Here is a 23469-nt window from a genome sequence, read left to right as displayed (position 1 = left end):
CTTAGGAAGAAACCAAATTTACTATGGTTCAACTATCGATCGAGCTTCCCGATGCGCTCACTGCCTATCTTCAAGAACAGGTTGCTACTGGGCAATATACCAATCCTAGCAACTATATTGAAACATTGATTCAACAAGATTTGAATCGTAAAACTCATTTAGAACAGAAGTTATTAGAATCGCTCGATTCACCTACTAGTTCGATGATGCAAACTGACTGGGATAATATTCGCAAGATAGTCAGTCAAAATATTACTGAGGGCAAAAAGCTTGCCTAATCCGATTAAAGGATTTAAGAAATACCTAATTTTTTATAGACTTCAAGTAGATGAGATCGATGTGATGCGCGTTCTCCATGGCGCACAAGAGCTTGAATCCATCCTCTCACCAGAAATTACCGAGTGAAGTTGAATTTTACTTAATATTCGATCGATCCGGTTGAAATTACATCCAGTTTTAAATAAAGAGAATGAATCCAAGTATTAATCTATTGGATGTGGTAGCTCTGACGGTGAATCTGCCAAAGTACAATTTGTCTCAGGGTCAAGTTGGTACCGTTGTAGAAATCCTAGCATCTGGCGAAGCATTTGAAGTGGAGTTTGGCGACAGGCAGGGGCGCACCTATGAGTCTGTAGGATTGCGTTCTACTCAGTTAAGGGTGCAGGATACAAAACACAGCCATCATAAACTACCGCGATGTTAGCCGTCATCAATCGTACAGTCCCAATTCTTGAGAAATTGCGACCATTTCATCTAATCCTTGAGCTGTGACTCGCTCGATCCGTTCTTCATAAACCATCAGATCGTTGAAATTGATGCGGCGGTGCTTGCCTACTTTGTGATAGGGGATTTCGCCTAATTCAATTTGTTTAATTAAAAATGGTCGAGAGACATTTAATAAGTCTGCTGCCTCCTGAGTGGTAAGCTCGGCATGAATCGGGATGAGGCTCACCGCATTGCCCTGAGCCATTTGAGCCAGCGCATCGACGAGTAAACGGTAGGCAGCAGCAGGGATGGTTGCTTGATGTTTATTGCCATCTGCTTCGATAATCTCGATCTGATTGCCATTGGGACTCAAATAAGTCGTGAGGATGCGGCTGCTCTCTTGGGAGAGTTTTGTATCATCTTCACTAGGAATGTAGGCAGGATAATTCAGGCTACCCATAGGTCTTTCTTTTGCTCTGTTGCGATCGGGAGAATCGGTTGCAATTCAGATATTTTGGATTGTGGATTAAACTCTAACGGATTATTCGCAATAATCGCAACAAGCTGGCGAATAATTTTCGGAATTGAGCCGATCGACTGAGGGCGCGATCGACACAACAAGCATTAGGATTGACTGAAATCTAGATTGTAGGCAACGCTTACTATTGAGATCTATTGGTAGATACCTAATATTTTCTAGCAAAATTCTCTGGATCGATCCAACCTTTTGCATTTAAGTTTCCATTTTGATATCCCCACCCACCATTAAATTTGACAGTAGCCAATCCAAAATGTAGATGACTGTTACCACCCTGATCTTGGAGGGTACCGATAGTCTGACCTCTTTGAACATTTTGTCCTGCGGATACTTGTGAATTAAGATGCCCATAGTAGGCATAGAGAGTTTGATAGCCACCACAGTTGTTATATCTGACAATAACAAAGCTATTCCAGATAGTTTTCAGATTTGCAGAGTTTGTTGATGAGTAGTCCACAACCCCATCGCAAATTGACCTAACATTACTCCCTGCATCCATGAAATAATCAACACCTGTATGCTGAGCACCGCCACCCATGCAAGCTGTTCCGAAAAGACATGTCGGTATTGTACTCAGAGAGGTAAGTGGGGCAATTGGCTGACTAGAATTTTGGCTGGGCTGAGAAGGTGCTGATTGACCAGCTCCGGCTGTATTGCTTGCCCAAATAGGCTGTTGCCCATTGCTCTTGTAAATGACTAAATTGCCATCTGCTTGAATAGCCAGGAAAGCTCCTGGATTACCATCGGTATTAGTTGCCCAAAGTGCTCTGCCACCACCATAGATCACTAAATTTCCATCAGATTGCATGACGAGGATTTCTCCGCGCCGATCCGTCCCAGTAGCCCAGAGTGCTTGACCAGATTTGTAGAGAACTAAATTGCCATCTGACTGAAAATTGAATGTGTAACCACAAGTAGTTCCACGCGTTCCTCTCTTTAAAGTCAAACTCCTTCCATTGCTCGGTCGAAGATTAATATTTCGGCATGATTGGGCGATTAGCTGTCTTGGTTTGAACTCTTCAGCTTTGTCGATAGCATTCCCCGCAGGATAATTTGTGCGATCGTTGCTAGATCCCTTCTGAGGAATTGTAGAGGCTGCATGGGTTACTAAATTTTGAGACAATGTGACGCAGGCGATCGAAGCAAGTACGGTTAGGAATTTATTCATGGTAGCTAGTAAAAAAGAAGTGAAGTTGTAATCGATCGATATAAGGTGGCTACAATCGATCGATCTTGAGACAAATTGGCTAAGATTTGTTAGTTACTGTTACTAATATCAGTAGAGATCTCGGCACCATCTGAATTACTAGTTTCCGGTGCTGATGTGTTTGGATTCTCGGTTTCAGTAGTAGGCTGTGGTGATTCTTGTGGGTTCTCGGCAGGAAGACCAAAGAATCCTCGCACGAAGGCCTTCCCGAAGGAGTCTAAAATTCCATCGAGAGGAATAGCTTGGCTACTTTGTGCTTGAAGTAATACTGTTGGTAAAATCACAGCAGCGATCGCCATGATTTTGACGATATTCTTTTTAGCGGTTTGGTTGTTCATGATACTTAGGTTCGGGGTAATCGGGTAAAATGTATGCAGTTATTTATTTTCCAGTGATAGGCTAATCAAATCTAGTATCAACTAGGAATTGCTTAGTCTATGCTCTTTTGTTGAAGTTACATAGATTAGACAGGTCTAACTTAAAGTAACTTGGATTTAGATTGTCGAGATTTAAACCGTTGTTTAATCTTGAGTTAATCTTAGCCTCTCATATTATTTATTTACGTGACTTGGATCGAGATTTCAGGATAAAAAACAAAAAATTAAAAAATCAATTCTTGTTCTCAAATAAAAATTTTCACAAACAGACATAATAATTGAAAGTTGGACTTTAAAACCATTTTTAACTATTACGTCAAAGCTAGACTAACAATGTTTTGCTAACTAGCTCTTCTTGATATTTGTTCGTGGATATTGATGGGAATTTCAGTAGATAGACTTATTGTTGAGTGACCATCGCGATCGACAATAATGTTTAACACTTACCTACGATCCTATTCTTATCTCCCTCGCCCGATTTGAATCGGACTATCGGTATAATTAGTTTCCATTTCTAATGTACTTATCTTTCGCAAACCTGGCGACCATGGAAAAGAAACAATTGCTTTGATTGGTTGTTGTGAAATCATGTTAACTGAGTCGCGACCAGCTACAGTTTGCGAGGAGGAGTCATATTGATTACCATCAAATCCAGAAAATATTCTAGCATTTCTTATATAAAAACCATTTGCATTACCTTGTCCTGTATATGTAATCTTGAAAATGCAGTCTATTCGATCTGCAAATTTTCTACAGCCACGAAACTCATATACAAAATTATTTTGTCTAGTTATTGAAGCTGCAATTTTTATAGGTGCGACTTGACTATTAGCTGGTTTTTGCTCAAATTTTGGCTGACTCTGGCTAGCAATTCCCGGTAAGTTAGTTGCTAGTAGTGAAGTTGATGAGGCTATCAATGATACTAAGAGTATCTTTGTATTGTTTCTGGTGTATAACATTTGTTCTTGAGAAATTTAAGTTGACTGAAATAGTGAATCATGAGACGGATATGTTTAGAAATAATATACTTCTAAACATATCTCAACTATCGAGTAGTAGATAGTAAGAGCTAAGCTTAAACCCGATCGGTGAAAGGTGCTTACCCCAATTGCCTAGTACTACACTGGAAAATCTCGATGCAATAAAACGGAGCGATTAGTCGTGGTGAACAATTGCTATATTCGTTTACAGTGGAAAATTAACGCTCAGAACCAGGGGCGTTACCGTATACAATTGCTGAGGCAACCCAGTTGTCTGTTCCGGCAATCCGATACCAGCGACGATCGGGCTGATTTGTCCACAAATCTGGGACGGCAGTACCATGTGTCCAGGCATCAAAACTGATGGCTGTGTTGGGATTGATAGAGCCGACAATGTTACTGCTGGTAGACGGTGCCGATCGAACATTTATTCTGTTGTTACTAGCCTTACCTGTGAAATTAACCATACGGATGTTATCATCACGACGGGGAGGCATCTGTGTCTGTATCTGTCCGTTTCTGGAAGTGTATGTTCCCCCCCTCATATCCGCGACTCGATAGCCATCCACAACTAAGTTGCGATTTGGAAAATTGATATGAAGATGAGGTCCAGTAGATATCGCACAACGAGGATCGTTTGGTGTATCGGCAGCTACGACACCAATTTGCTGACCTTTTTGGAAAGATTGACCCTTGTATAATCCAGATGCTCTGACGTGCATTAATGTGTAATTACCATCTGGAGAGCTAAAGTAAATAGCGTTGTGATTGTTCCCTCCTCTGGCTTGACAAACACTGATTATTGTTGAGTCAACAGGTGCTAATACTGGCGTTCCAGCATTAATAGCGAAGTCAACAGCATTCGATTTTCCGTTCCAGCCATCATTATGAGAACCAGTACCTCTAGTAATTCCAGCATTCGCACCTGCTTGCCACGGCAAGCTCCAGTCTGCTGCTAAGCTAGGCGCAGCAGTCGCAAAAGACATTAGGATTGTAACAGGCAAGGAGAAAGCTTTTAACTTTGCTCTTGTGTTAAATTGAATTGGACGTTTCATGATTTGTATTTATTTTTTAGAGAAAGCGGGGTGTCTCTTTTTACTTATCCAGTCAAAATATTCAACATTATGCAAGAAAATTTACATAATACGGACATTTTACTGAAATTGAAGATTGAGATATCTGAACTTCTTTGTCACAGGATAATCTAGTCAGACCAGATTTTTTAGACAATCGATCGGTGCGTAAAGATAGGGGCATTGCTTAGATTTTTATCTGTATCTAAACAAGCTCCAATTATTTAATAGTAGCCATCAAAAAGTAAAATTTTTACTCCTCAAATAGCTTCTTATTTAGGTATTATCTATCCCAAGGGAATAGAATCGGTATTGTTATCATCATTTGTCGATAATCCTGCATCTGCATTACTAGGAGTTGCAGATGAAGAAGATCCTCCATTGGAAGAATCACTATTTGTTGATAATCCTACATCTGCATTACTAGGAGTTGCAGATGAAGAATCGACCTGTGGATATGTTCTTGGTTCTGGTGTTGGTTGCTTTACCCCACCATTCTTTAGGGCACCCCAAACATCATTCCAGTTCATTCCAGCAGTAGCAGGAGTAAAACTGGTGGCAATTAATACAGTTACTATGGAGCCAGCCAAAATCGATAAAAATTTCTTCATGAGTACTCGTGTCCAGAAAAAGGGGTTGTATACTTCTATACTTTTATCAGATGGATTTACTGCTTTTATGCAAAATTTAGACACTACTTCTACATCAAAATTATAAAAGTTAAAAATGTATACGCAAATTTTACGTACGTGAATATACTTATTTCTAGTTTTATTGAATTTTAACAATATCTTAAAAACTATAGTAGGCAAAGCTTCTAGCAGCTATCTATCCCTTCAGCTAAAAAAACAACTAAAAAATTTGCATAAATTAAACATTTAGCCCTGAATAATATTTAGGGTGATACGCATTTAAATTCAATAATTTAATGCCTATAACTCCTACAACTGTGTAAAGTTACATTATTGGGGTAATATGAAGAAGTTTTTGTCCGTTTTGGTTACTACCGCATTAGTAAGCGTCGCAACACAACTACCTAGTCAAGCTGATGAAGCGAAAAAAAATTATGTTGGGGTAGGTGCAACTTTTATCGGTGATACAACAGGTCTTGGCGTTGTATCAAAAATTGGAGTTGCTGAGAATATTTCTGTTCGACCTTTTGTAAGTATCTTAGGCTCTTCTGGCGATACAAGTCTCTACATTGCTGGAGTCAGTGCAACATACGATTTCAACCTTTCAAACGCTGATTTGACTCCTTATGCTGGACTAGGCTACAGTAGTATTGGTGTTACGGATGGTAACGCAACGGCAAATTTAGTGTCTAGTTTTTACGCTGAAGTTGGTGCAGATTATAATGTCTCTGACAGTTTTACTATCAATGGAACTTATAGATACTTTTTTGCTGGTAACGATGGCGGTTCGTTGGGTTTAGGCGTTGGCTACCGATTTTAAATCAATTTAATAGAATGATTACGGAACGATCGTAAGTACAGCCCCAATTTCTTGAAGAAATTGGGGCTGTATTATTCATTAACATGCCGCTATGTAATAAATTAATAATTAGTTGATGAATTGACCTAGAAAGCAATTTTACAGTCTTACCTCAATAAAACAATACCTCCGATCTAATTTCTGCTGGGCAAAATCTCGATCGAGAGGTATTAAGATTGAAAACTATTTAGATTGTCGCTCTACTTTATTGAGGCGCACCACAAACATAGTCAGCTCTGACCCAACCTTGCCGACCGTTAGCAGAAGTCAACCACCATCGGAAGCCATCGCGTCCGTACTGGCTATTGGTAAGTACGACAGAGTTACCATCGCGAATTTGAGTTAGGACGCGATAGTTCTTGCCAGGGCCATTCCGTAATGAAAGGCTACTGCCACGAGTAGCAGTGCAGACATTACCATAGCTGTTACCTTGTGCAGAACGATATGCAGGGCCGACTTGAGCAGAAGCGGGGAGTGCGATCGCGAATAACAATGCTGTAGCGGTTAAAATTTTCATGATGTTGTAACGGTTCGGGGTGATTTTGGTCTAGAAATTGGAAAGTCAGTTTTTCTGCGTATTCATACGCCAACAAAAGTATCTTCCTATACTTATATCAGCGCAATTGATAATGTTTATGCAACCGATCTAATGTGTCGGGTGAAAATGGTTTTATTTACCCAGCACACTCAGGCTCACAGATATAATCCGATCGAACCCATCCCCGACGACCATTAGAGGAAGTTCGCAACCATTGAAAGCCATCTTTCCCATACTGACTGCCGTTAAAGGATAAGCCAGTACCGTTCGATACTTGCTTGAGCACACGATAGCTTTTACCAGGGCCGCTCCGAATCGAGAGACTGCTACTTCCTTGAGCAGTACAGACGTTGCCATAGGTCAGGTTTTTAGTGACACGATTAGAGTAAGCAGGGCCAACTTGAGCAGAAGCAGGAAGCGCGATCGCGAATAACAAAGCAGTAGCAGTTAAAATTTTCATGATGTTGTAACGGTTCGGGGTAATTTAGTGAGTTATTGACGTTCGGCAACATCTGGATTGTCAGCAGCTTTAGTATTAATTGCGACTTGGAGATCGCGGACCTGATAGTTTTTGATATCAGCCCATAAAGATTTGAAATCTGCTGAAGTTGTCAGTCCGATACAACCAGATGTGCCATCTTCTTTCGGGTCTTTGTTGTAGGATGGATCGACGTGAAATCCTAGCGCAGATCGACCAGTATTAAATAACGGTGAGATCGGCAAAAATGGTTGACGAACACCAAGCCCTTCGACTTTACCTACCTCTACCAATAGCCCTGGAGTAAGAGCGGTACCTATTCGGTATTTTCCATTTGGCAAAGGGGATTGAGTACCACTTTGATTGCGATTTCTCTGCTGAGTAAAGTTTCTACCTGTGACAATTTGGTAACTCCTCACTTCTTTGCCACCAACGCACAAATACATTGGATAAATTGGATTGTTGTATTTATTCTTAGCAATCCTATTTCCAATAAACAGGTGATTATTAATTTCAGTACACCGACCGCCGCTGGCTGAATCGATCGATGATTTTGAAATTTCAGTGCTAGTAGTTGCTGACTCCTTTGGCTGACTTATAGCTATTGCTGAAGTTTTCTCAATGTTCGCTGTTTGAGTCAAATCTGCGATTGCTGTCTGTGCTTGACTATTCGAGCAACTAGTGAGAGCGATCGAACAGATGAGCGTAGTTAATATAAGTTTTGAGTTCACAATGGCTATATAGGTAAATTTTTCAGTCTGTAAAGTGTTTGCTTGTAATAAGTAAAGCGACTTAAATTTCTTTCGATATCTAATTTATAACTAGGCTCAATCCTAATAGTTGTGATTAAGATCTCTCGATCGATGTAATAATTAGAAATTAATAAGATCTAATTTTTTACAGATAAATATGACGAATAATAAGCAAAAGTAGTACATTTTCAAAACTGAAAATGTACTAAGAAATATTTAACGTGTGGTAAATAGTTGTTGTAAATTAGCGAAGGCGATCGGATGTCATCAGCATCCTTGGCAAAGCCACTCCGCGCGGGAGCAGTCGATCGCTAATTACGTGTTTTGCTTCAAATTCATACTGAGTTTAAACAAATTAGTAAGTATGCTTATATACTTCTATCAGCCAAATCTACGGTTATTATGCAAACAAATCTAGGCGATCGACGATCGAGCTAGATTAAATTAACGCTAAAACTATTGGTGTCCGAGGTTCATAGCTGGTTAGCTAGATGAAAAAATATTCTATGCAAGCTCTTACCCGCGCGAATTTTTGGGGGAATTTGCATAAATTCCCCAGTTAGCCCTGATAAGTAAACAGGATGCTTTGTCAGCAGATCGATCGTGCCTCAGAGTGTAGGCAAGAGTCGCTTAAGGTGTCCGCGCTGGTTAGCTCCGGCAATGACAGGGTTTTATAGTAATGGAGAAAATGTAGCCAGAGCTGCATCTTCTTCCTCTTATCAAGCTCGATCGAGCCAACCAAGCAACTCTTCAACAGTATTGAAATCTAACAGCTCCTCAGCGAGGTCTTCCAGCCGCTCTACAGATAGCTGAGTTATCTGCCCTTGCACTTGCTCGGATAGCACTCCAAATCGCTTGTGGAGCGATTTAAGTGTCAATGCCAACTCACCCGCCTTACGACCATTGAGTTCGCCGCGTTGCTCGCCACGTAATTCGGCAGCTTGAATTTGTTCAAGACAGAAGGGAGATAGTTGCACGATCGGCTCCTGTTCTTCGGTATTAATTTTACCTCGCTGGTTTCCAGCCAGCCGACTCCATCAGTCGTTGGACGCCGATCTCGCCATCGGTTCCGGCGACTAGATCGAGGGCATCGTACCAATATCCCGATCGCGCAAATTCTAGCACCTGCTCAGAGCGAGATAGTCGCGCCACTCGCTGTAACAGTGCTGGCTGTGGCGTAACCATGACTAAGCCGCTGACGAAGGGATTGCGGGAGAGATTTTCTTCGTCGCAGACTACGGTGAGCGTCCAGGCTAACACGCCGGGATGATTCAATAATGGGGAGGTTGCGCCGATGAGTGATGTGGGTAGTTTGAGGGCGACTAATCCGGGCTGGGCGGGTAAGGTGACGGGGACTCTGATAAATGGTGCCGATCGAAAGTCATCGATCGTCCGTACCGATAATACGCCGCTCAGTGGTGTGTCAGTAGCGTAGGGCATATAGACCCAGAATTTGGGATTGGTGGTCGCGCTCAGGCCGCCAAAGTCCCCTGGTGGGACGATCGCGGTTAAGCCGCGTGCGGGATCGGCTCTAGTTAGACAGATGCTGCGTTTACCGCCGCCGTAAATAATATCTTTGGGCGCTCCTTTTCTAGACAATACTGAAAAGGTCGGATCGGGAATGTATTGGAGTGGTGCGGTTTGGGCTGTTAATGGTGGGGCGATGAGCAGTAGCCAAGCCGTTAGATTTAGGAGCGTTCGTTGAAGAGAATGAACAGACATGCGATTAGTACGGAAACTGATAGATTTGGTGATGTAGAGGCAATCGGTGTAGATTCTTGGGTACCCGATCGATTCTGCTGGACACAAAGCTAAAATTACGATCGAGAATCGATTCTGCTGTTTTGCCATGCGACGCCGCTTGCCACTACGGGCACGATCGCAATGACAACTACTGCGGGAATTAGGGGAACCCACACCGATCGAGTATCTAAGTATAATTCACAAGTCGCTACTACAACGACAATTGCGCCGACGGGGACGAGCCAGCGTTTAGCACCTGTCAACCACAACCAACTTATCCCGCTCGCAGTGCCCCACAGTAAGATCCAGCCAAACTCAGTCAGATCGCTCCAAGTGGTAATCGACGCTCGACCGTCGAGGATGTGGCTGAGGATATTACTAGTCATCTGGGCATGGATCGCGACTCCTGGCAATTGTGCAGTTTTCCCCAGGCTCGCAAAAGTATCGCCAGAATTGCGTCCGACATAGCCGATTAACACTGCCTTGCCCGCGATCGCCTCCCGCGTGACTCGATCGGTCAAAACATCTTCTAAACTCACTTGTGGAGCAATCTGGGCGGCGTTGCGGTAATTGAGCATCACCTGAAAGCCCCGTAAATTATCGCTAGATTGAGTCGATCGATAGCCGCCGAAATTACTGTTTAATACGGGTATTTCGTGGGTACCGATTTTGATATTGCCATTATCGGCTTCATCAGCTTCGGCAATATTTAGGTATTTTAATGCCAAGCGCAGGCTCAGAGCGTGATCTGTCGAGCAGCCGCGATCGCTGGCTGCCATGCCGAGTACCTGACGGCGGATCGTCCCATCGGGATCGAGACTAAAGTTAGTAAATCCGACTCGCGTTGGTTTGACGCCTTCCGGGGCGGCTACGCCGGGGGATTTTTTACTATTGCCCGACATCAGACAGGAGCTAACGATCGACTCTTGTTGGAGGAGTTTGGTGAGATCGTCATGTCCTTCACCCATCGGGATATCGCGATAGATATCGAGTCCGATCGCTTGTGGGTGGTACTGTTGGAGCTTGGTGAGGGCTTGGACTAAGACGCGATCGCTCACGGGTTTGGTGCGATCGATTCCCACGATGACGAGCCGATCGTCAGGCAGTTCGGACGATCGGGCATTGAGCGTCAGATCGTAGGTGGCAAGTTCGATCGGTTCTAGATAGCCCTGACTTCTAATCCCCCAAATCGCGGCGGTAGTTGCTAGGACGATCGCCCCCAATTTCCACAGACTCATCCGGGCGATCGGTTGGGGGTAAAATGATTTCCAGGTGGGGAGTGGGACGGTGGGATTCCAGAAGACGACGGGGAGCCAAGTAGCGCAGGGAAAGTCGGTTTCGATCGCTTTGAGCCTGCGTCTGGCATCAGCTACGGCGACTAATAACGAATTGCCACTTTCAAAGCTGTAGAGGAAGGTTTGCAGGAAGTCTTGGGCGACGCGATTGGGAATGGCTTCGCGCATGACGATCGCGGTGGGAATATCGAGCGCCGCCAGACTAGCAGCTACTCCCAACCCACTACAACAATTAAAAATTGCCAGCTTTAGCCCGCACTCGATCGCGATGGCTATGGCATCGCTGATGTCCTTGAGGGCGATCGTTTCGCGCGGGTTGAGGTGGATCGTACCCGTCTCCAGATCGCTGCCGTGTCCGGCAAAAAACAGGATATCCCAGCCTTGGCGATCGTGGAGTTGCGATCGCAATTGGGCGATACTCGGTTCGACGAGGGTGACTAAATCTGCTGGCAATCGTTGGATACAGGCGGCATCCGTCATCGTATCGATGCCCGTGCGATCGCCAAATACTGCCAGAATGCGCGGCTTGGTGCGATCGGAAGTACTGAGTTTGCGTTGATAAGTATTGAGACTAAAGGTGATTTCCGCCTGGGGGCAATGGGCAAGGGCGCTCCAACAGTGCCAGGGTAAACGATAGATCCGATCGTCTGCCGACTCGATAATAATAATCGCTTCGGTGGGGCGCGATCGTTCTGGGGCGGCGGCATTACCGATCCTCCACAGCAATGGTTCGGCTAGGGCACTAAAAGCGCTAGTGTCGAGCCAAGCGAGCATCTCGGCTTCCAGCTTTGCCCGCGTTTGGGCGAAACTAGTGACCGAAAAACCCGTCACCCCCGTAGTATCGAGTTCGATTTTGGGCGGTTCGCCCCGCACCGCATGGAGATAATTGTCATAGTAAGCAGCATAAAAAAACTGCCATTGGTAGTAGAGAGTTTGTAATTCGGGATTGCCGGGTAAACTGCCTTGAAGCTGTCCGACGAGCTGATTGTCTACTTCTAGTCGGGAGTTGATGCGATCGAATCCACTACTCAAACTACCTGCACCCAGACTGAGAAATAAGGCGATCGACATGCTTTAAGCGACAAATGATTCGGTAAAACTACTACTGTCTAATGCTACCCGAATTTTGAACTGCGTCCCTGGATGTAGTTTAAATGAGGGGAGTTGGATGAAGTTCATGGCTTCAGGATACTGAATCTCACTCAAAAACTGACCGTTTTCAGCTTGTAAGGTGAGCTGCAAATGGGCGGGTAGCATCGGTAAACCACCCGCCGCATGAATTCTGACTCTGACTTTTACGCGTCCATCTGGTTCGGTACTCAAACCGATCGTCATTAGGAGGGGAATACTCGCGATCTTCGCGTGCAGCTCGATCATCTTACTGGCGGTAAAATCCCGAATACTATCGTAATTAGTATTGCTCGCTAAATTCAGGGTATTTCTGAGCGCAAATTCTTGCTGGCGCAGCCGCAACTGAGTCGATTGCTCATCCCGATCGCCAATGCTTCCCGGCTGGATAATTGGTTCCCAGCCAGTCCCTAAGATTCCTGCTAAAAATTCTTGAAGATTATTAATTCTCGCACTATAAATAAGATCTATTAAAGTATCGAGCGATCGAATATCTGCACTATCGAGTGAGATAACTTCTGGGATCGATCGCTCGACGAATCCGCGCAATTCGACGCTATTTAGGTCGTCATTAAACTGGACGATTACATAGCCAATTCTGTCATCTAAAGCTAGTGGGATGGAAACTTCTGTAGCGTTGGGTAATACCGCTAGACATTCCACTTTACCAACATTAGGAATGACTAAATCGGCAACATTCATGATGCTTTGCATCCCGACTTGCCAACTGTCACCGCGATCGAGATCGATCTCCAATTGACAAGTCATACTTAGGTATTGGCGTACCGCACAAACTGCCAACGTATTGAGATACACGCTGCGTCCTTTGGCGATCGAGATTTGTTGGGCAGCAAACTTGGCAGCGGTCGCATGTGCGGTGCGATCGAGATCGATAGTAAAGCTAGATAAATAACGATCGTTCATGGGAAGTGTGTTTTGTTGAGAGAGTGTGTGCCTAAATCTCAAAATTTACTAGTAAACGATCGGCTATTACCATCTATCGATAAGTAATAAATTAGCTATCTATAGTTGGCTCGTATCCCAAAATTTTAGCTTGAGCTTGTAATAGTGGCAAACAGCTCCGTTTCCAGTGAGATACTAATGTTTGATAGGGAATATTGAGATCTTTGGCAATCTGGGTAAACGAGTCAGGCGGCTCGCAGACGATAATCCGGTAACTGAGCGTTTGACAATGACAATCTTCGCGATTGCGAGGATAGCAATTTTGTAATTGCCGATCCGGATCGGACTCGATCCAGGCTTCAATTTGGGTGGCAACTTCGCAGTCTGCTTGGTGCTGAAGTACGGCGATTTGTTCGTTCAAAGTATGGAACTGGAAACCAATTCCTCCAGATTCTGATAATAGATCTAAATAGGTTTCGCCGCGATCGAACACCTGCTCGTCTAAACTCATTAGCTGTTGTCCGATGGGTGTATTTTGATAAATATCCCGAATTCGCCAATATAAATAGCCATTAATCCACCTCACCAAATCGCCCGTGAGCGAATCGGTAGAAGCTTGAAATTCATCGAGATTGCGACTCATCCATTCCCAAGTTTGATTTAGTGCCAATAAATAATCTTGATGATTGACGCGCCGAATCCCCGGTAGATGCCTCACCATGCCCAGCAACCGACTCATCGCCCTAGCACGCTGGGCACTCTGTAATGGAGCCACCAAGACGGCATCTAGCTGTTGTCGCAGTTGGATCTCAACTTCACAAGGCTCTGGCAAATTTGAACTGTTCATCAATGACTACACCCGAATGCACCAGCAAGGCTATATCACTTACTCAGTGGATTTACGGATGTTTATGCAAATAACGCCAGCAAGATCGAGAAAATCCAAAATTTTGCCCAGTTAACGTCAGTTTGTTTCTCCTAGCGAAGCATCTGAGCCGACATAAATGTCGTCTAATGGATGAAAGAAACTTTGGGTAAGGCTGTTGGGTTTCGAGACTCAACCCAACCTACAGATCCTTGCTGTGAGTCAATTTTAGCTAAGTTCCCTAGAAGAGGCTACGCCAACGGGATAAGAGTTGCCTGGAGACTGGAAGTCTCGGCTAGTGATGCAAAGTCCGCCTGCGCGGACTAATTAACTAGTCCGCGCAGGCGGACTTTGTGACACTAGCCCCGATTTGCGGCGCGCGCTCCGGAGGTTTCCTCCGGGTTTAGCGCGACAAGACACAATCGGAGGCGGTGCCAGAGCAGAGCCAATATCCTTCACCCGAACTTTGCTGCAACATCCCTATCCCCGCAACGCCGCCAGCACCAACCCTGGCAGCTTTTGCCAACTGGGATAAGCTTCAAACTTAAGTAATTGCCGTGCCATCCCCAATAAATTCCGGTGCGTCGCAAACCAAGCTGGCGTCGGAAAAATCCGAAATGGCGCATACGCTACCGACTTTTGGGGTCGATCGAATAGAGAAGTATTATGGACGCAGCCGCTACCCGAACCGATATCGGCTAAAGTATTGCCGGGATAAGCACCCCAAGTCGTCGATCCAAGATAAAATAACATCCCCGACCACATATTTACCCCGATCGCGCCATACTTGAGAGTAGCGATCGCTTTATCCAATTCCGCTCGATGTTCTTGCTGCGTCTGAGTGTCGATGATGAGCGTACAAGAAAGAGTTCCCCAGACGCTTTCGTTCGCAAATTCCACTGCCTTGGTGAGAAAATCAGCGGCAGTTCGAGCCGCGATTCTCGTTCCGAGAGGCTCCGCCAACGAGACTTCAGCCAACACGCCACAAAAAGCCTCTTCAGTGAGGGCATATTCGCCCGCGACAGGCGGTACATCGGGAATTAGCGTCCAGGGAACGATCTCGGGCGTGCGTGCCCCTAGTGGCTCGGATTGAGGGTACTTGTCGAGTAAGGCTTGATAGCGATCTTGGGCACCTGGATAGTAGGCTTGGCGCGGGGGAATAGCGGCTAATTCGCGTTTGACGGCGGCTAAAAATTCCGCTTGTTGCGCCCAACCCGCTGCGGTAACGAGTACCTGTCCCGAGGCACAGTTAAAGCTGGCATTGTGGGCGACTGTCCCCGCAACTTGACGCGCTTGGAAGCTGATATCGGACTGCGACCATTTGCCAGGAACGACGATAATCGGCGTGACGCAGCCGAGTTCGGAGGTAATTGGTTTGGTAATCCGGGGATTATTCGCGGCTTTGCGCTCTCGTTGCTCGGTTGCGGTGGCACCCCAAACGATCGCATCATGGGTACGATGAGAACCAGTAATATGAATCGTCTCGATCTGCGGATGTTGGCACAGATATTTGCCAACTTCGGCACCACCATAAACAATCTGGATGAAACCCGCTTGAATTAATGGCGCGAATGCGTCAGCTAAATATGCCCCAATATAGGCATTAACTGGATTCATCTTGATGATGACAACTTGATTTTCGCCAAATAACTTCCAGAGCGCATCCATCGCCACAATTGCCGAAACATTGCCCGCTCCCAAAATTAATGCTATCTGGCTGGCTGTAGGTTCGCGATAGATCCGCCCTTGGGTAGGTAACGTTCCTGGTTCTAGCCACACCTCGCCCCGATATCCCAAATATAGCAACCGCTCGATCGCATTTCCCGGTAATACTTCCGCCACAAATTGCCCATCCTCCCGTTGTCGAATTTTGGACGGATTAATGCCATCAGCCTGGAGCGTTGTCATCAGCAGCCGGATATTCCGCACTGTCGAAATCGCCCCAGCTACTAATTCTTCGCCCGCTAGCGGCGATTTGGGATCGATCCCCTTGGCTTGGCAAGCCACTCTCATCCACACATCAGCAACACCAATCGTTCGATCGATGCACTCTTGAAGATATCCTAATCGTTGGGGAATTGTCGTTTCCTCCCAATTCGATCGATGCTGATGGAGAATACTAATACCAGCATCGATCTCGTTGAAGTCGCTTATCACTGGGGGAGAAATGTCACTAGTCATTGGAAAAAAGGGTCTAATTACTAACGGAGATATGCAAGGTTGGTATCTAAGAATTGATGATGACTACCAGAATACTGGTGGATTTTTAATTATTTACAACTCCTCTTCTAATTTATTGTCGGGAGTAGGCTATGACGACTGGGTAGAGAATAAAGCAGCTTTACAAGATTTCTTTGAAGAAAGTTGTTGGACGATCGATTGGAATGAAGATTAGCCTCTACGATTATAACTAATGTAAATAATATCAATTCGGCGTAAGAAGATCCTAGAGACTTGAATTCCTGCTAACTGACTAGTCCGCGTAGGCGGACTTTGCATCATTAGCCCCGATTTTAATCGGCGGCAGTACGGGAACAAAACTATTTAATTATTTTTTGCTAAGTACCGATCGATAGACTAATTCAGTTTTCTCGACCATTTGCTCGACCGTAAATTCTTGGATAAATTTTTGGCGTCCGGCTACACCCATTTGCTGGCGGCGTTGCGGATCGTCAATCAAACTAGAGATCGCCGCCGTCAGAGCATCAACATCTTGATGCGGTACTAATAAACCAGTGACATTATCAGCAACTTGTTCGGGAATGCCATTGACATTGGTAGCAACGATCGGCAAGCCACAACGCATCGCTTCTAAGATACTAATCGGCGCACCTTCATAATGCGTACTCAATACAAAAATCTGCGAATCAGCGAGTAAATCGGGAACATCTAATCGATCGCCCAAAAAGGAAACGCGATCGAGAATTCCTAACTGTTTAGCGATATTTTTACTCTCTTCCCAATCGGGGCCAGTGCCGACTAATATTAATTGAATCGGTCGATCGATCTGCGCGATCGCCTGCATGAGCGTATGCTGATCTTTTTGGGCGCGATTGAATCTAGCGACCATAATTAACTGTGGCGGTTGTCGTTCTGGTACCGCCATTGTTATCGCTTCAGTGGCAATACCATTGTGAACGGTGACGACTAGTTTGGATGGTGTTACTTTCAATAAAATTGCTAATTGTCGATCGCTTTCGGAGACGCAAATAATTTTGGTAGAGATCGGTGCTAAGATTTTTTCTACCCCTAAAGCAATGTTCCGTTGGAGTTTTGGCGATCGCGGATCGAAGCCCCAGCCATGTGCGGTAAAAATCACGGGCACGCGACAAATCCAGGCGGCTATTCGAGCGACGACACCAGCTTTACTACTATGACAATGGACGAGATCGGGCTTAACAGACTTGATAATCGCGATACATTGTTGGATCGATCGCAGATCGTTGGCAGGATCGATTTTGCGTTTGAGATTGGCGATAATGTGTACTTTAATGCCTAAATCGATCGCTTTTTCGGTCAGCAATCCAGGCGCACCAACAGCTAAATGCACTTGATAATCTCGATGAAGAGATTTCATCAGATCGTAGACATGTCCCTGGGCACCACCTAACTCAGATTTAGTAATGACATATAAAATAGTTTTGCGGTCGTGTGGCATAAATAAAGCGATCGTCAATTTACTAATAATAAAAACTGATAAAAATAGACTCAAAACTTACTCTTAAGCACTATTCACTATCCACCATTCACTATCCACTTTGTGTTGACGCAAGCTGCGAGTATAAGTATTTTATCATTCGAGCGAGCCGTCCCAGATCCAGCGATAAGATAATAACTACCGTCATCTGTCAAATCATGCTCGCTCGACCCACGCCCATCGCGATCGCTCTCAATCAACTTAGCGTACCCACTGCTCGCCAATTGATAACATCGATCCCGGGAGCGCAACTGTATGGTTTAGCAGGTCGCACGACCGATGTCGATGTCAGTTTTACCAATTTTGGTGACACCGTGCGCCAATTGTATCGTGAGGGCGTGCCGATAATTGGGCTGTGTGCGGCTGGCATTTTGATTCGGACGCTCGCACCAGTTTTGACTGATACCAAGACCGAACCGCCTGTCGTCGCAGTAGCTGCCGATGGTAGTGCGGTGGTGCCGTTATTGGGCGGGATAACTGGGGTGAATGAACTGGCGGAAACGATCGCCGCAGCTTTAAATGTGCAGCCAGCGATTACCACTACAGGCAAGATCCAGTTTAATACAGTACTGCCGAATCCGCCTGCGGGCTATTATTTAGCCAACCCCGAACATGTTAAAGCTTTTATCGCCGACCTAATTGCGGGGATGAGTGTGAGTTTAGAGGGTGCCGCGCCGTGGCTGGTGGCGAGCGATATTCCCTTTAGTACCGATGGCGAACGCCAGATCGTCGTGACAACTCGATCGATTGTTGGCAGTCCGACGCAGCTAGTTTATCATCCGACTAGCTTAGTTGTGGCGATCGAACAGCCCGACCAATTTACCGTTACGGAGTGGCTAGAAGTCATTACCACACACCTGACTACCGCCAATCTCACGATCGAGTCTGTTGCCTGTATCATCCTACCCAAAAGCATTGCGGGGGCGGCAATTGCCGGGATTAGCCAGCACCTAAATTTGCCGATTCGCTTCGTCGAATCCAATCACTGGCAATCCGCGCTCACCCTCGTTGGTAGCGATCCCAATTTAACGATCTGGAGCGCGATCGAGACTGTCGATCCGCACTCGATCGGCCAAGCACAGGGTAAACTAACTGTAGTCGGCACTGGGCCGGGATCGGCACAGTGGATGTCCCCCCAAGTCCGCCAGACGATTCTGGCGGCGACAGATTTAGTCGGCTATCACACCTATTTAGATTTAGTCAAAGATTTGAGCGGCGGTAAAGAATGTCACGGCTCCGACAATCGGGTCGAACTCGATCGATCGCGGTTAGCGTTAGATTTGGCAGCCAGTGGTAAAAATGTCGTCGTTGTCTCCTCTGGCGATCCCGGCATCTTTGCGATGGCATCTGCCGTCCTCGAAGTCCTCGACACAGCAGCAAACCCCGCATGGCAAACGATCGATCTCCAGATCGCGCCGGGGATTTCCGCGATGCAAGCCGCCGCTGCGAGTGTCGGTGCCCCGTTGGGACATGATTTTTGTGCGATTTCGCTATCGGATATTCTCAAGCCGTGGGAAGTAGTCGCCGCCAGAATTGCAGCAGTAGCAGCAGCCGATTTGGCGATCGCCTTCTATAACCCGATTTCTAGCCAAAGGAGCTGGCAATTAGCCGCCGCTAAGGAAATCCTCATTAAGTTTCGATCGGCGACCACCCCGGTCATCCTCGCCCGCAATCTGGGCAGATCTGGGCAGGAGGTGCGGGTAATTACCCTGGGAAAATTAGTACCAGAGTCGGCAGATATGCGGACGGTAATTTTAATCGGTTCGAGTCAAACGAAGCTAATTCCCCGCGCGGATGGTACTAATTTGGTGTACACGCCGCGATCTTATTAAAAAGGTAAGAGGTAAGAGGTAAGAGGTAAGAGGTAAGAGGTAAGAGGTAAGAGGTAAGAGGGATAAGATCGCATTAACGTTTTCTAATTAGTCCGCGTAGGCGGACTTTGCATCACAAGCGGCGATTTCAATCGCTGGAGTGTCTTTGGCTGTTCAATTATAAATTGGTATCAAATCAATTTCCCATCAAAATCAAAAACCCCAATCTTGTTAGATCGGGGTTTTTGATGTTACTTAAGTCTTAAAACACAGTTGTCAAAAGTGTTACCGCGATCGCCACTCAACTAAATTGACCGCTCATCGAAGTTTTTTCCGTCGGGTTGTAACTTTCTTGAGCGACCTCCTCATAATCGATCGTCATCTGAGCTGGCTTACAGCGTTTGATGGTGACTTGGATACCTTGGGCTGACTCACCTTCTAAGTCCTCAACATAACCAGCTTTGGCTTCATCGGCTTCTACTGCGGTTGTGAACGGCCCAAAATAATAGGTGCAATGAGGTTTGGCAGTGGTGATTTCGACCCACCAAGCTTGTCCTATTAGATGGAGCGCACTGCTCCAGATGTCTTGAATATTCATTGGTTTAGATTCCGCTGATTCAAATGAGGTTGATAAGTCGAGCGACTAAAAGAATTTGAGAGCCTATATCTTAAATCATCCCAAAATACTCGCTTAACGCTCAGAAATTCGTAACATATTTGACAAACGTTGGCGAGAGATCTCGTACAAGCACATTGCAGCGGCATTTGCAGCATTTAAACTGGGAGTTTTACCGCTCAGGGGAATCGAAACCAAATGATCGCAACCTTTTTGAGTGAGTAAACTCAGTCCGTCGCCTTCGGCACCAATTGCTAGGACGATCGGGTGACGACTGCTAAAATCGACATCGAAGATGGCTTGTTCGGCATCAGCAGCGGTGCCATAGATCCAGAAACCAGCTTCTTTGAGTTGTGCTAACGCCCGACTGAGATTGACGACGCGGGCGACGGGCAGGTGTTCTAAGGCACCAGCAGCTACTTTCAGGACTGTCGAAGTGATCCCGACGGCGCGCCGCTGAGGAATAACGACTCCTTGCGCTCCCAAGGCTTCCGCCGTGCGGACGATCGAGCCGAGATTTTGGGGATCGGTAATCCCATCGGCAACCACGATGACGGGACGATCGGAAGTCGCTAAGGCTTTGGCGATCAGTTCTTCGAGTTCTAGATAGTCGTGGGGTGCAACTTGCGCGACGATCCCCTGATGATTGCCACCACTGGCTAGATAGCCCAATCGTTGCACGTCTACTTCATCGACGACCGTACCATTGGCTTTGGCGCGATCGATGAGCGTAAAAAAGGCGGGATGGTGGCGGAGTTTGGATAGTACCCAGATCCGATTGATTTGGCGTTCGTTTTCGATCGCGGTGAAGACCGAATGCTTGCCATAGAGGTAGTCGGTAACTTCTTCTTCGGTAATCTCTGGTGCGGGGGGATCTTGCCACCCACCGCGATTGCTGCGGCTGTAAGCGGGACGATCTGACGAATTGCCGCCGCGATCCTCCCGGCGGCGATCGCCAAAACTGCTGGGACGATCGTCACGGTTGAAGTTGGGGCGATCTGCTGAATTGCCACCCCGATCGTCACGACGGCGATCGCCAAAACTGCTGGCGCGATCGTCACGGTTGAAGCTAGGCCGATCGCGCCGATCGCCACCGCCACCACCGCGACGATCGGTAGCTGAATCGTCTCTACGGGGCTTATACCCCTCTGTACGCGGTGCAAAATCCCGATTTGGATTCGGACGCGGTACACCCCAATCTTTGCGCTCCTCGCGGGGTTTATCAGCGCGATTGAAGTTACTGCCACTCGGCTTGGGTCGGTCGAAACTCGATCCGCCTTCAGACGTGCGCGGACGATAGCTGCGATCGCGATCGAAATTATTGGCACCGTCAGTTTTGCGGGGACGGCGATCTCCAGATGGTCGATCGCTGGCTGCGCCACCTTCGCGGCGACGCGGTGCATCACCTGCTGGGCGATATCTGTCCGAACTGCTAGGTCTAGCGTCAGTACTGCGGCTGGGGCGAAAATCGCGATCCCCACTGCTAGCACCATCGCGATCTCCCTGACGTGGGGAGGGTTTACCGCCACCAGAGCGACGAGGTTTGAATACCATGATATATATTAGCTAAAATTAGGGGGCTGGAGTCGAATCAAACTGGAGCAAGGCGAGTAACTCCGCAAGCCGTGGGGGATTGGTAATGTAAAGATAACCGATTAAAGTCTCAAAACTGGTAGCTTGCTGATAAACTTCGGGATCGAGGCGACGCGGACGACCATTCGCCGCATTCCGACCTCGCCGGGTTGCATCCAATTCCACGGATGTCAGATGGGGTAGGAGTAGTTGCAGATGGCTAGACTGCGCTTCAGCACGGACCTGGGCGACAACTTGTTGATGGTAGGCGTGGGATCGTTTAGGCGGAAACAAAAATTGCGTGCGAACGTAAAGCTCGTACACGGCATCTCCCAAATATGCTAGAGCTGCTGGTGACAGTTGTGACACTCGATCGGGGTGGATAGCTAGACTATTTAGCTGTTGCCAGCTTGGGGGTAGCTCGGTTTCACCCACAGCACTCTCTAAAATAACTCAAAAATTTTGACTTCAGCCTTCAGATCTTATCAAGATTTCTCGCAACTAGTTAAAATCTGTACATTTTGACATCAAACTTAGCAGGGAATAGGGAATAGGGAATAGGGGATAGGGAATAGGGAAACGGCTCGTTTAATTTCCTTTACCCCTTACCCCTTACCCCTTACCCCTTACCCCTTACCCTTTACCCCTGGATCGAGCCTTGCTAATGCGGCATCGACAGAGGTCTGGAGTGAGAGAAATTGCTCTAGTCTGACGAGCTTAACAGTCTGGGTAACTCGTGCGTTGGTGACAATTTGGACGGTTCCTTCAACACCTTGAGCCTTTTTAACTAGTTGGACTAGCGCACCCAAGCCAGAACTATCGACAAAATCGATTTTAGATAGATCCAGAATCAGGTTTCCAGGGCCTTCTTCGACGCACTTATCCATGACCTTTCTAAAAGTCGGCTCTGAAAAGGCGTCTAGTAATCCAGTCAGACGGAAGAGTTGATAGTTATCTTTGACTTCGCGAGTGCCTCGGAGACTCACGGTTAGGCTTAGTGGTTCAGCGATAATAGCCTCCTTAAATTTTTACTTAAATAAATTATTATTTAGCGAGCGATCTCACACAATACTCTGGATCGATTCCAAGTTACAGCTATTTTGTCAAGTTTATCCTCTATCTAATGGCTGGCAATCGATCGCCCGTCTTCTATGCCTATTTTCTCGACTCCCGCATCTGTTGGACGAATTTGGCAAACAGATAATCGGCGTCATGTGGGCCAGGACTGGCTTCTGGATGATATTGCACCGAGAAGCAGGGCAGCGTTTTGTGCTGCAATCCGGCGATCGTCCGATCGTTTAAATTGAGATGGGTGATCTCGATTTCGGCACTCAACGAATCAGCCGCGATCGCAAAGCCATGATTTTGGCTGGTGATTTCGACTGTTTGGGTGAGTCCGGCGGGTTGATTGAGTCCGCGATGTCCGAATTTGAGTTTGAATGTCTCTGCACCCAGGGATAGACCGAGGATTTGATGACCCATACAGATGCCAAAAATCGGCTTGTCAGCACTCAATAACTCTTTGGTGGTAGTAATCCCGTTAGCCACTGCGGCGGGGTCGCCAGGGCCATTAGAGAGGAAGATCCCATCAGGGTTGTGCTGGAGAATTTCAGCAGCGGAAGTACCCGCTGGCACGACAATCACCCGACAACCGTGGCTCGCTAACCGTTTGAGGATATTGCGCTTGACGCCAAAATCCA

27 protein-coding genes are annotated in these 23469 nt (G+C 46.4%); 7 read left to right on the top strand and 20 right to left on the bottom strand.

Annotated features, from left to right (window positions below; translation table 11 throughout):
• Positions 1-23 precede the first annotated feature (23 nt).
• From RMO35_RS25090 to RMO35_RS25080, 3 genes are all read left to right on the top strand, one after another.
• The gene (locus RMO35_RS25090; RefSeq protein WP_309745490.1) at positions 24-278 is read left to right on the top strand and encodes a hypothetical protein; all 255 of its coding nucleotides are present in this window, start codon (positions 24-26) and stop codon (positions 276-278) included.
• Positions 271-405, top strand: coding sequence for a type II toxin-antitoxin system RelE/ParE family toxin (locus RMO35_RS25085; protein WP_309745488.1), 135 nt, complete (start codon positions 271-273; stop codon positions 403-405). Before RMO35_RS25090 ends, RMO35_RS25085 begins: the two co-directional genes overlap by 8 nt.
• A gap of 64 nt (positions 406-469) precedes the next feature.
• Entirely contained in the window at positions 470-703 is a 234-nt protein-coding gene (locus RMO35_RS25080; RefSeq protein WP_309745486.1) for a DUF4926 domain-containing protein, read from the top strand.
• Positions 704-709: 6 nt separating this feature from the next.
• Here the strand turns inward: RMO35_RS25080 and RMO35_RS25075 are convergent, their stop codons facing one another.
• From RMO35_RS25075 to RMO35_RS25055, 5 genes are all read right to left on the bottom strand, one after another.
• Entirely contained in the window at positions 710-1165 is a 456-nt protein-coding gene (locus RMO35_RS25075) for a helix-turn-helix domain-containing protein (RefSeq protein ID WP_309745485.1), read from the bottom strand.
• Positions 1166-1391: 226 nt separating this feature from the next.
• Entirely contained in the window at positions 1392-2411 is a 1020-nt protein-coding gene (locus RMO35_RS25070; protein ID WP_309745483.1) for a peptidoglycan DD-metalloendopeptidase family protein, read from the bottom strand.
• A gap of 89 nt (positions 2412-2500) precedes the next feature.
• The gene (locus tag RMO35_RS25065) at positions 2501-2788 is read right to left on the bottom strand and encodes a hypothetical protein (protein ID WP_309745481.1); all 288 of its coding nucleotides are present in this window, start codon (positions 2786-2788) and stop codon (positions 2501-2503) included.
• 500 nt (positions 2789-3288) lie between these two features.
• On the bottom strand, positions 3289-3786 hold the full coding sequence (locus tag RMO35_RS25060) for a hypothetical protein (protein ID WP_309745479.1): 498 nt from the start codon (positions 3784-3786) through the stop codon (positions 3289-3291).
• Between the two features lie 239 nt (positions 3787-4025).
• Positions 4026-4793 (bottom strand): peptidoglycan DD-metalloendopeptidase family protein, encoded by a 768-nt coding sequence (locus RMO35_RS25055; RefSeq protein ID WP_309745477.1) that lies wholly within the window; start codon positions 4791-4793, stop codon positions 4026-4028.
• A 399-nt stretch (positions 4794-5192) separates the two neighbouring features.
• Between RMO35_RS25055 and RMO35_RS25050 the strand changes: the two genes are divergently transcribed.
• Together RMO35_RS25050 and RMO35_RS25045 are read left to right on the top strand one after the other, a co-directional pair.
• Complete coding sequence (locus RMO35_RS25050; RefSeq protein WP_309745475.1) at positions 5193-5597, top strand: hypothetical protein; 405 nt, start codon at positions 5193-5195, stop codon at positions 5595-5597.
• 258 nt (positions 5598-5855) lie between these two features.
• Complete coding sequence (locus RMO35_RS25045; protein WP_309745473.1) at positions 5856-6332, top strand: outer membrane beta-barrel protein; 477 nt, start codon at positions 5856-5858, stop codon at positions 6330-6332.
• A 244-nt stretch (positions 6333-6576) separates the two neighbouring features.
• On the opposite strand, the gene RMO35_RS25040 is transcribed toward RMO35_RS25045, so the two are convergent.
• The 9 genes from RMO35_RS25040 to RMO35_RS25000 form a co-directional block, all read right to left on the bottom strand.
• The gene (locus tag RMO35_RS25040; protein ID WP_309745471.1) at positions 6577-6888 is read right to left on the bottom strand and encodes an SH3 domain-containing protein; all 312 of its coding nucleotides are present in this window, start codon (positions 6886-6888) and stop codon (positions 6577-6579) included.
• A gap of 157 nt (positions 6889-7045) precedes the next feature.
• Complete coding sequence (locus tag RMO35_RS25035) at positions 7046-7369, bottom strand: SH3 domain-containing protein (RefSeq protein WP_309745468.1); 324 nt, start codon at positions 7367-7369, stop codon at positions 7046-7048.
• A gap of 32 nt (positions 7370-7401) precedes the next feature.
• Positions 7402-8118 carry a L,D-transpeptidase gene (locus tag RMO35_RS25030; RefSeq protein WP_309745466.1) on the bottom strand — a complete coding sequence of 239 codons (717 nt, stop codon included), beginning with the start codon at positions 8116-8118 and terminating at the stop codon, positions 7402-7404.
• Between the two features lie 740 nt (positions 8119-8858).
• Positions 8859-9116: a DUF4351 domain-containing protein gene (locus tag RMO35_RS25025; RefSeq protein WP_309745464.1), complete on the bottom strand. Its 258-nt coding sequence runs from the start codon at positions 9114-9116 to the stop codon at positions 8859-8861.
• A 28-nt stretch (positions 9117-9144) separates the two neighbouring features.
• Complete coding sequence (locus tag RMO35_RS25020; RefSeq protein WP_309745462.1) at positions 9145-9861, bottom strand: DUF928 domain-containing protein; 717 nt, start codon at positions 9859-9861, stop codon at positions 9145-9147.
• Positions 9862-9956: 95 nt separating this feature from the next.
• Entirely contained in the window at positions 9957-12248 is a 2292-nt protein-coding gene (locus RMO35_RS25015; protein ID WP_309745460.1) for a CHASE2 domain-containing protein, read from the bottom strand.
• Between the two features lie 3 nt (positions 12249-12251).
• Complete coding sequence (locus RMO35_RS25010; protein WP_309745458.1) at positions 12252-13229, bottom strand: DUF1822 family protein; 978 nt, start codon at positions 13227-13229, stop codon at positions 12252-12254.
• A gap of 91 nt (positions 13230-13320) precedes the next feature.
• Positions 13321-14055: a hypothetical protein gene (locus RMO35_RS25005; protein WP_309745456.1), complete on the bottom strand. Its 735-nt coding sequence runs from the start codon at positions 14053-14055 to the stop codon at positions 13321-13323.
• A 498-nt stretch (positions 14056-14553) separates the two neighbouring features.
• Positions 14554-16254: an aldehyde dehydrogenase family protein gene (locus tag RMO35_RS25000; RefSeq protein ID WP_309745454.1), complete on the bottom strand. Its 1701-nt coding sequence runs from the start codon at positions 16252-16254 to the stop codon at positions 14554-14556.
• Between RMO35_RS25000 and RMO35_RS24995 the strand changes: the two genes are divergently transcribed.
• The gene (locus RMO35_RS24995; RefSeq protein ID WP_309745452.1) at positions 16241-16468 is read left to right on the top strand and encodes a hypothetical protein; all 228 of its coding nucleotides are present in this window, start codon (positions 16241-16243) and stop codon (positions 16466-16468) included. The two genes, RMO35_RS25000 and RMO35_RS24995, sit on opposite strands and share 14 nt — an antisense overlap.
• A 153-nt stretch (positions 16469-16621) precedes the next feature.
• On the opposite strand, the gene RMO35_RS24990 is transcribed toward RMO35_RS24995, so the two are convergent.
• Complete coding sequence (locus RMO35_RS24990; RefSeq protein WP_309745450.1) at positions 16622-17785, bottom strand: glycosyltransferase family 4 protein; 1164 nt, start codon at positions 17783-17785, stop codon at positions 16622-16624.
• Positions 17786-17928: 143 nt separating this feature from the next.
• On the opposite strand from RMO35_RS24990, the gene cobJ reads away from it, so the two are divergent.
• Positions 17929-19602: a precorrin-3B C(17)-methyltransferase gene (cobJ, locus tag RMO35_RS24985; RefSeq protein WP_309745448.1), complete on the top strand. Its 1674-nt coding sequence runs from the start codon at positions 17929-17931 to the stop codon at positions 19600-19602.
• A gap of 280 nt (positions 19603-19882) precedes the next feature.
• On the opposite strand, the gene RMO35_RS24980 is transcribed toward cobJ, so the two are convergent.
• The 5 genes from RMO35_RS24980 to RMO35_RS24960 all read right to left on the bottom strand — a co-directional run.
• Entirely contained in the window at positions 19883-20179 is a 297-nt protein-coding gene (locus tag RMO35_RS24980; RefSeq protein ID WP_309745446.1) for a DUF1816 domain-containing protein, read from the bottom strand.
• 93 nt (positions 20180-20272) lie between these two features.
• Positions 20273-21751, bottom strand: coding sequence for a 23S rRNA (guanosine(2251)-2'-O)-methyltransferase RlmB (gene rlmB, locus RMO35_RS24975; RefSeq protein WP_309745444.1), 1479 nt, complete (start codon positions 21749-21751; stop codon positions 20273-20275).
• 18 nt (positions 21752-21769) lie between these two features.
• Positions 21770-22204, bottom strand: a complete 435-nt coding sequence (locus RMO35_RS24970) for a ribonuclease III domain-containing protein (RefSeq protein WP_309745442.1) — start codon at positions 22202-22204, stop codon at positions 21770-21772.
• Positions 22205-22395: 191 nt separating this feature from the next.
• Complete coding sequence (locus RMO35_RS24965; protein WP_309745440.1) at positions 22396-22755, bottom strand: STAS domain-containing protein; 360 nt, start codon at positions 22753-22755, stop codon at positions 22396-22398.
• Between the two features lie 169 nt (positions 22756-22924).
• A partial coding sequence (locus RMO35_RS24960; RefSeq protein WP_309745438.1) for a carbamoyl phosphate synthase small subunit occupies positions 22925-23469 on the bottom strand: 545 nt, incomplete at its 5' end.

It is taken from the genome of Chamaesiphon sp. OTE_20_metabat_361, assembly GCF_031364565.1.
This window is presented reverse-complemented; position numbering and strand designations above follow the sequence as displayed.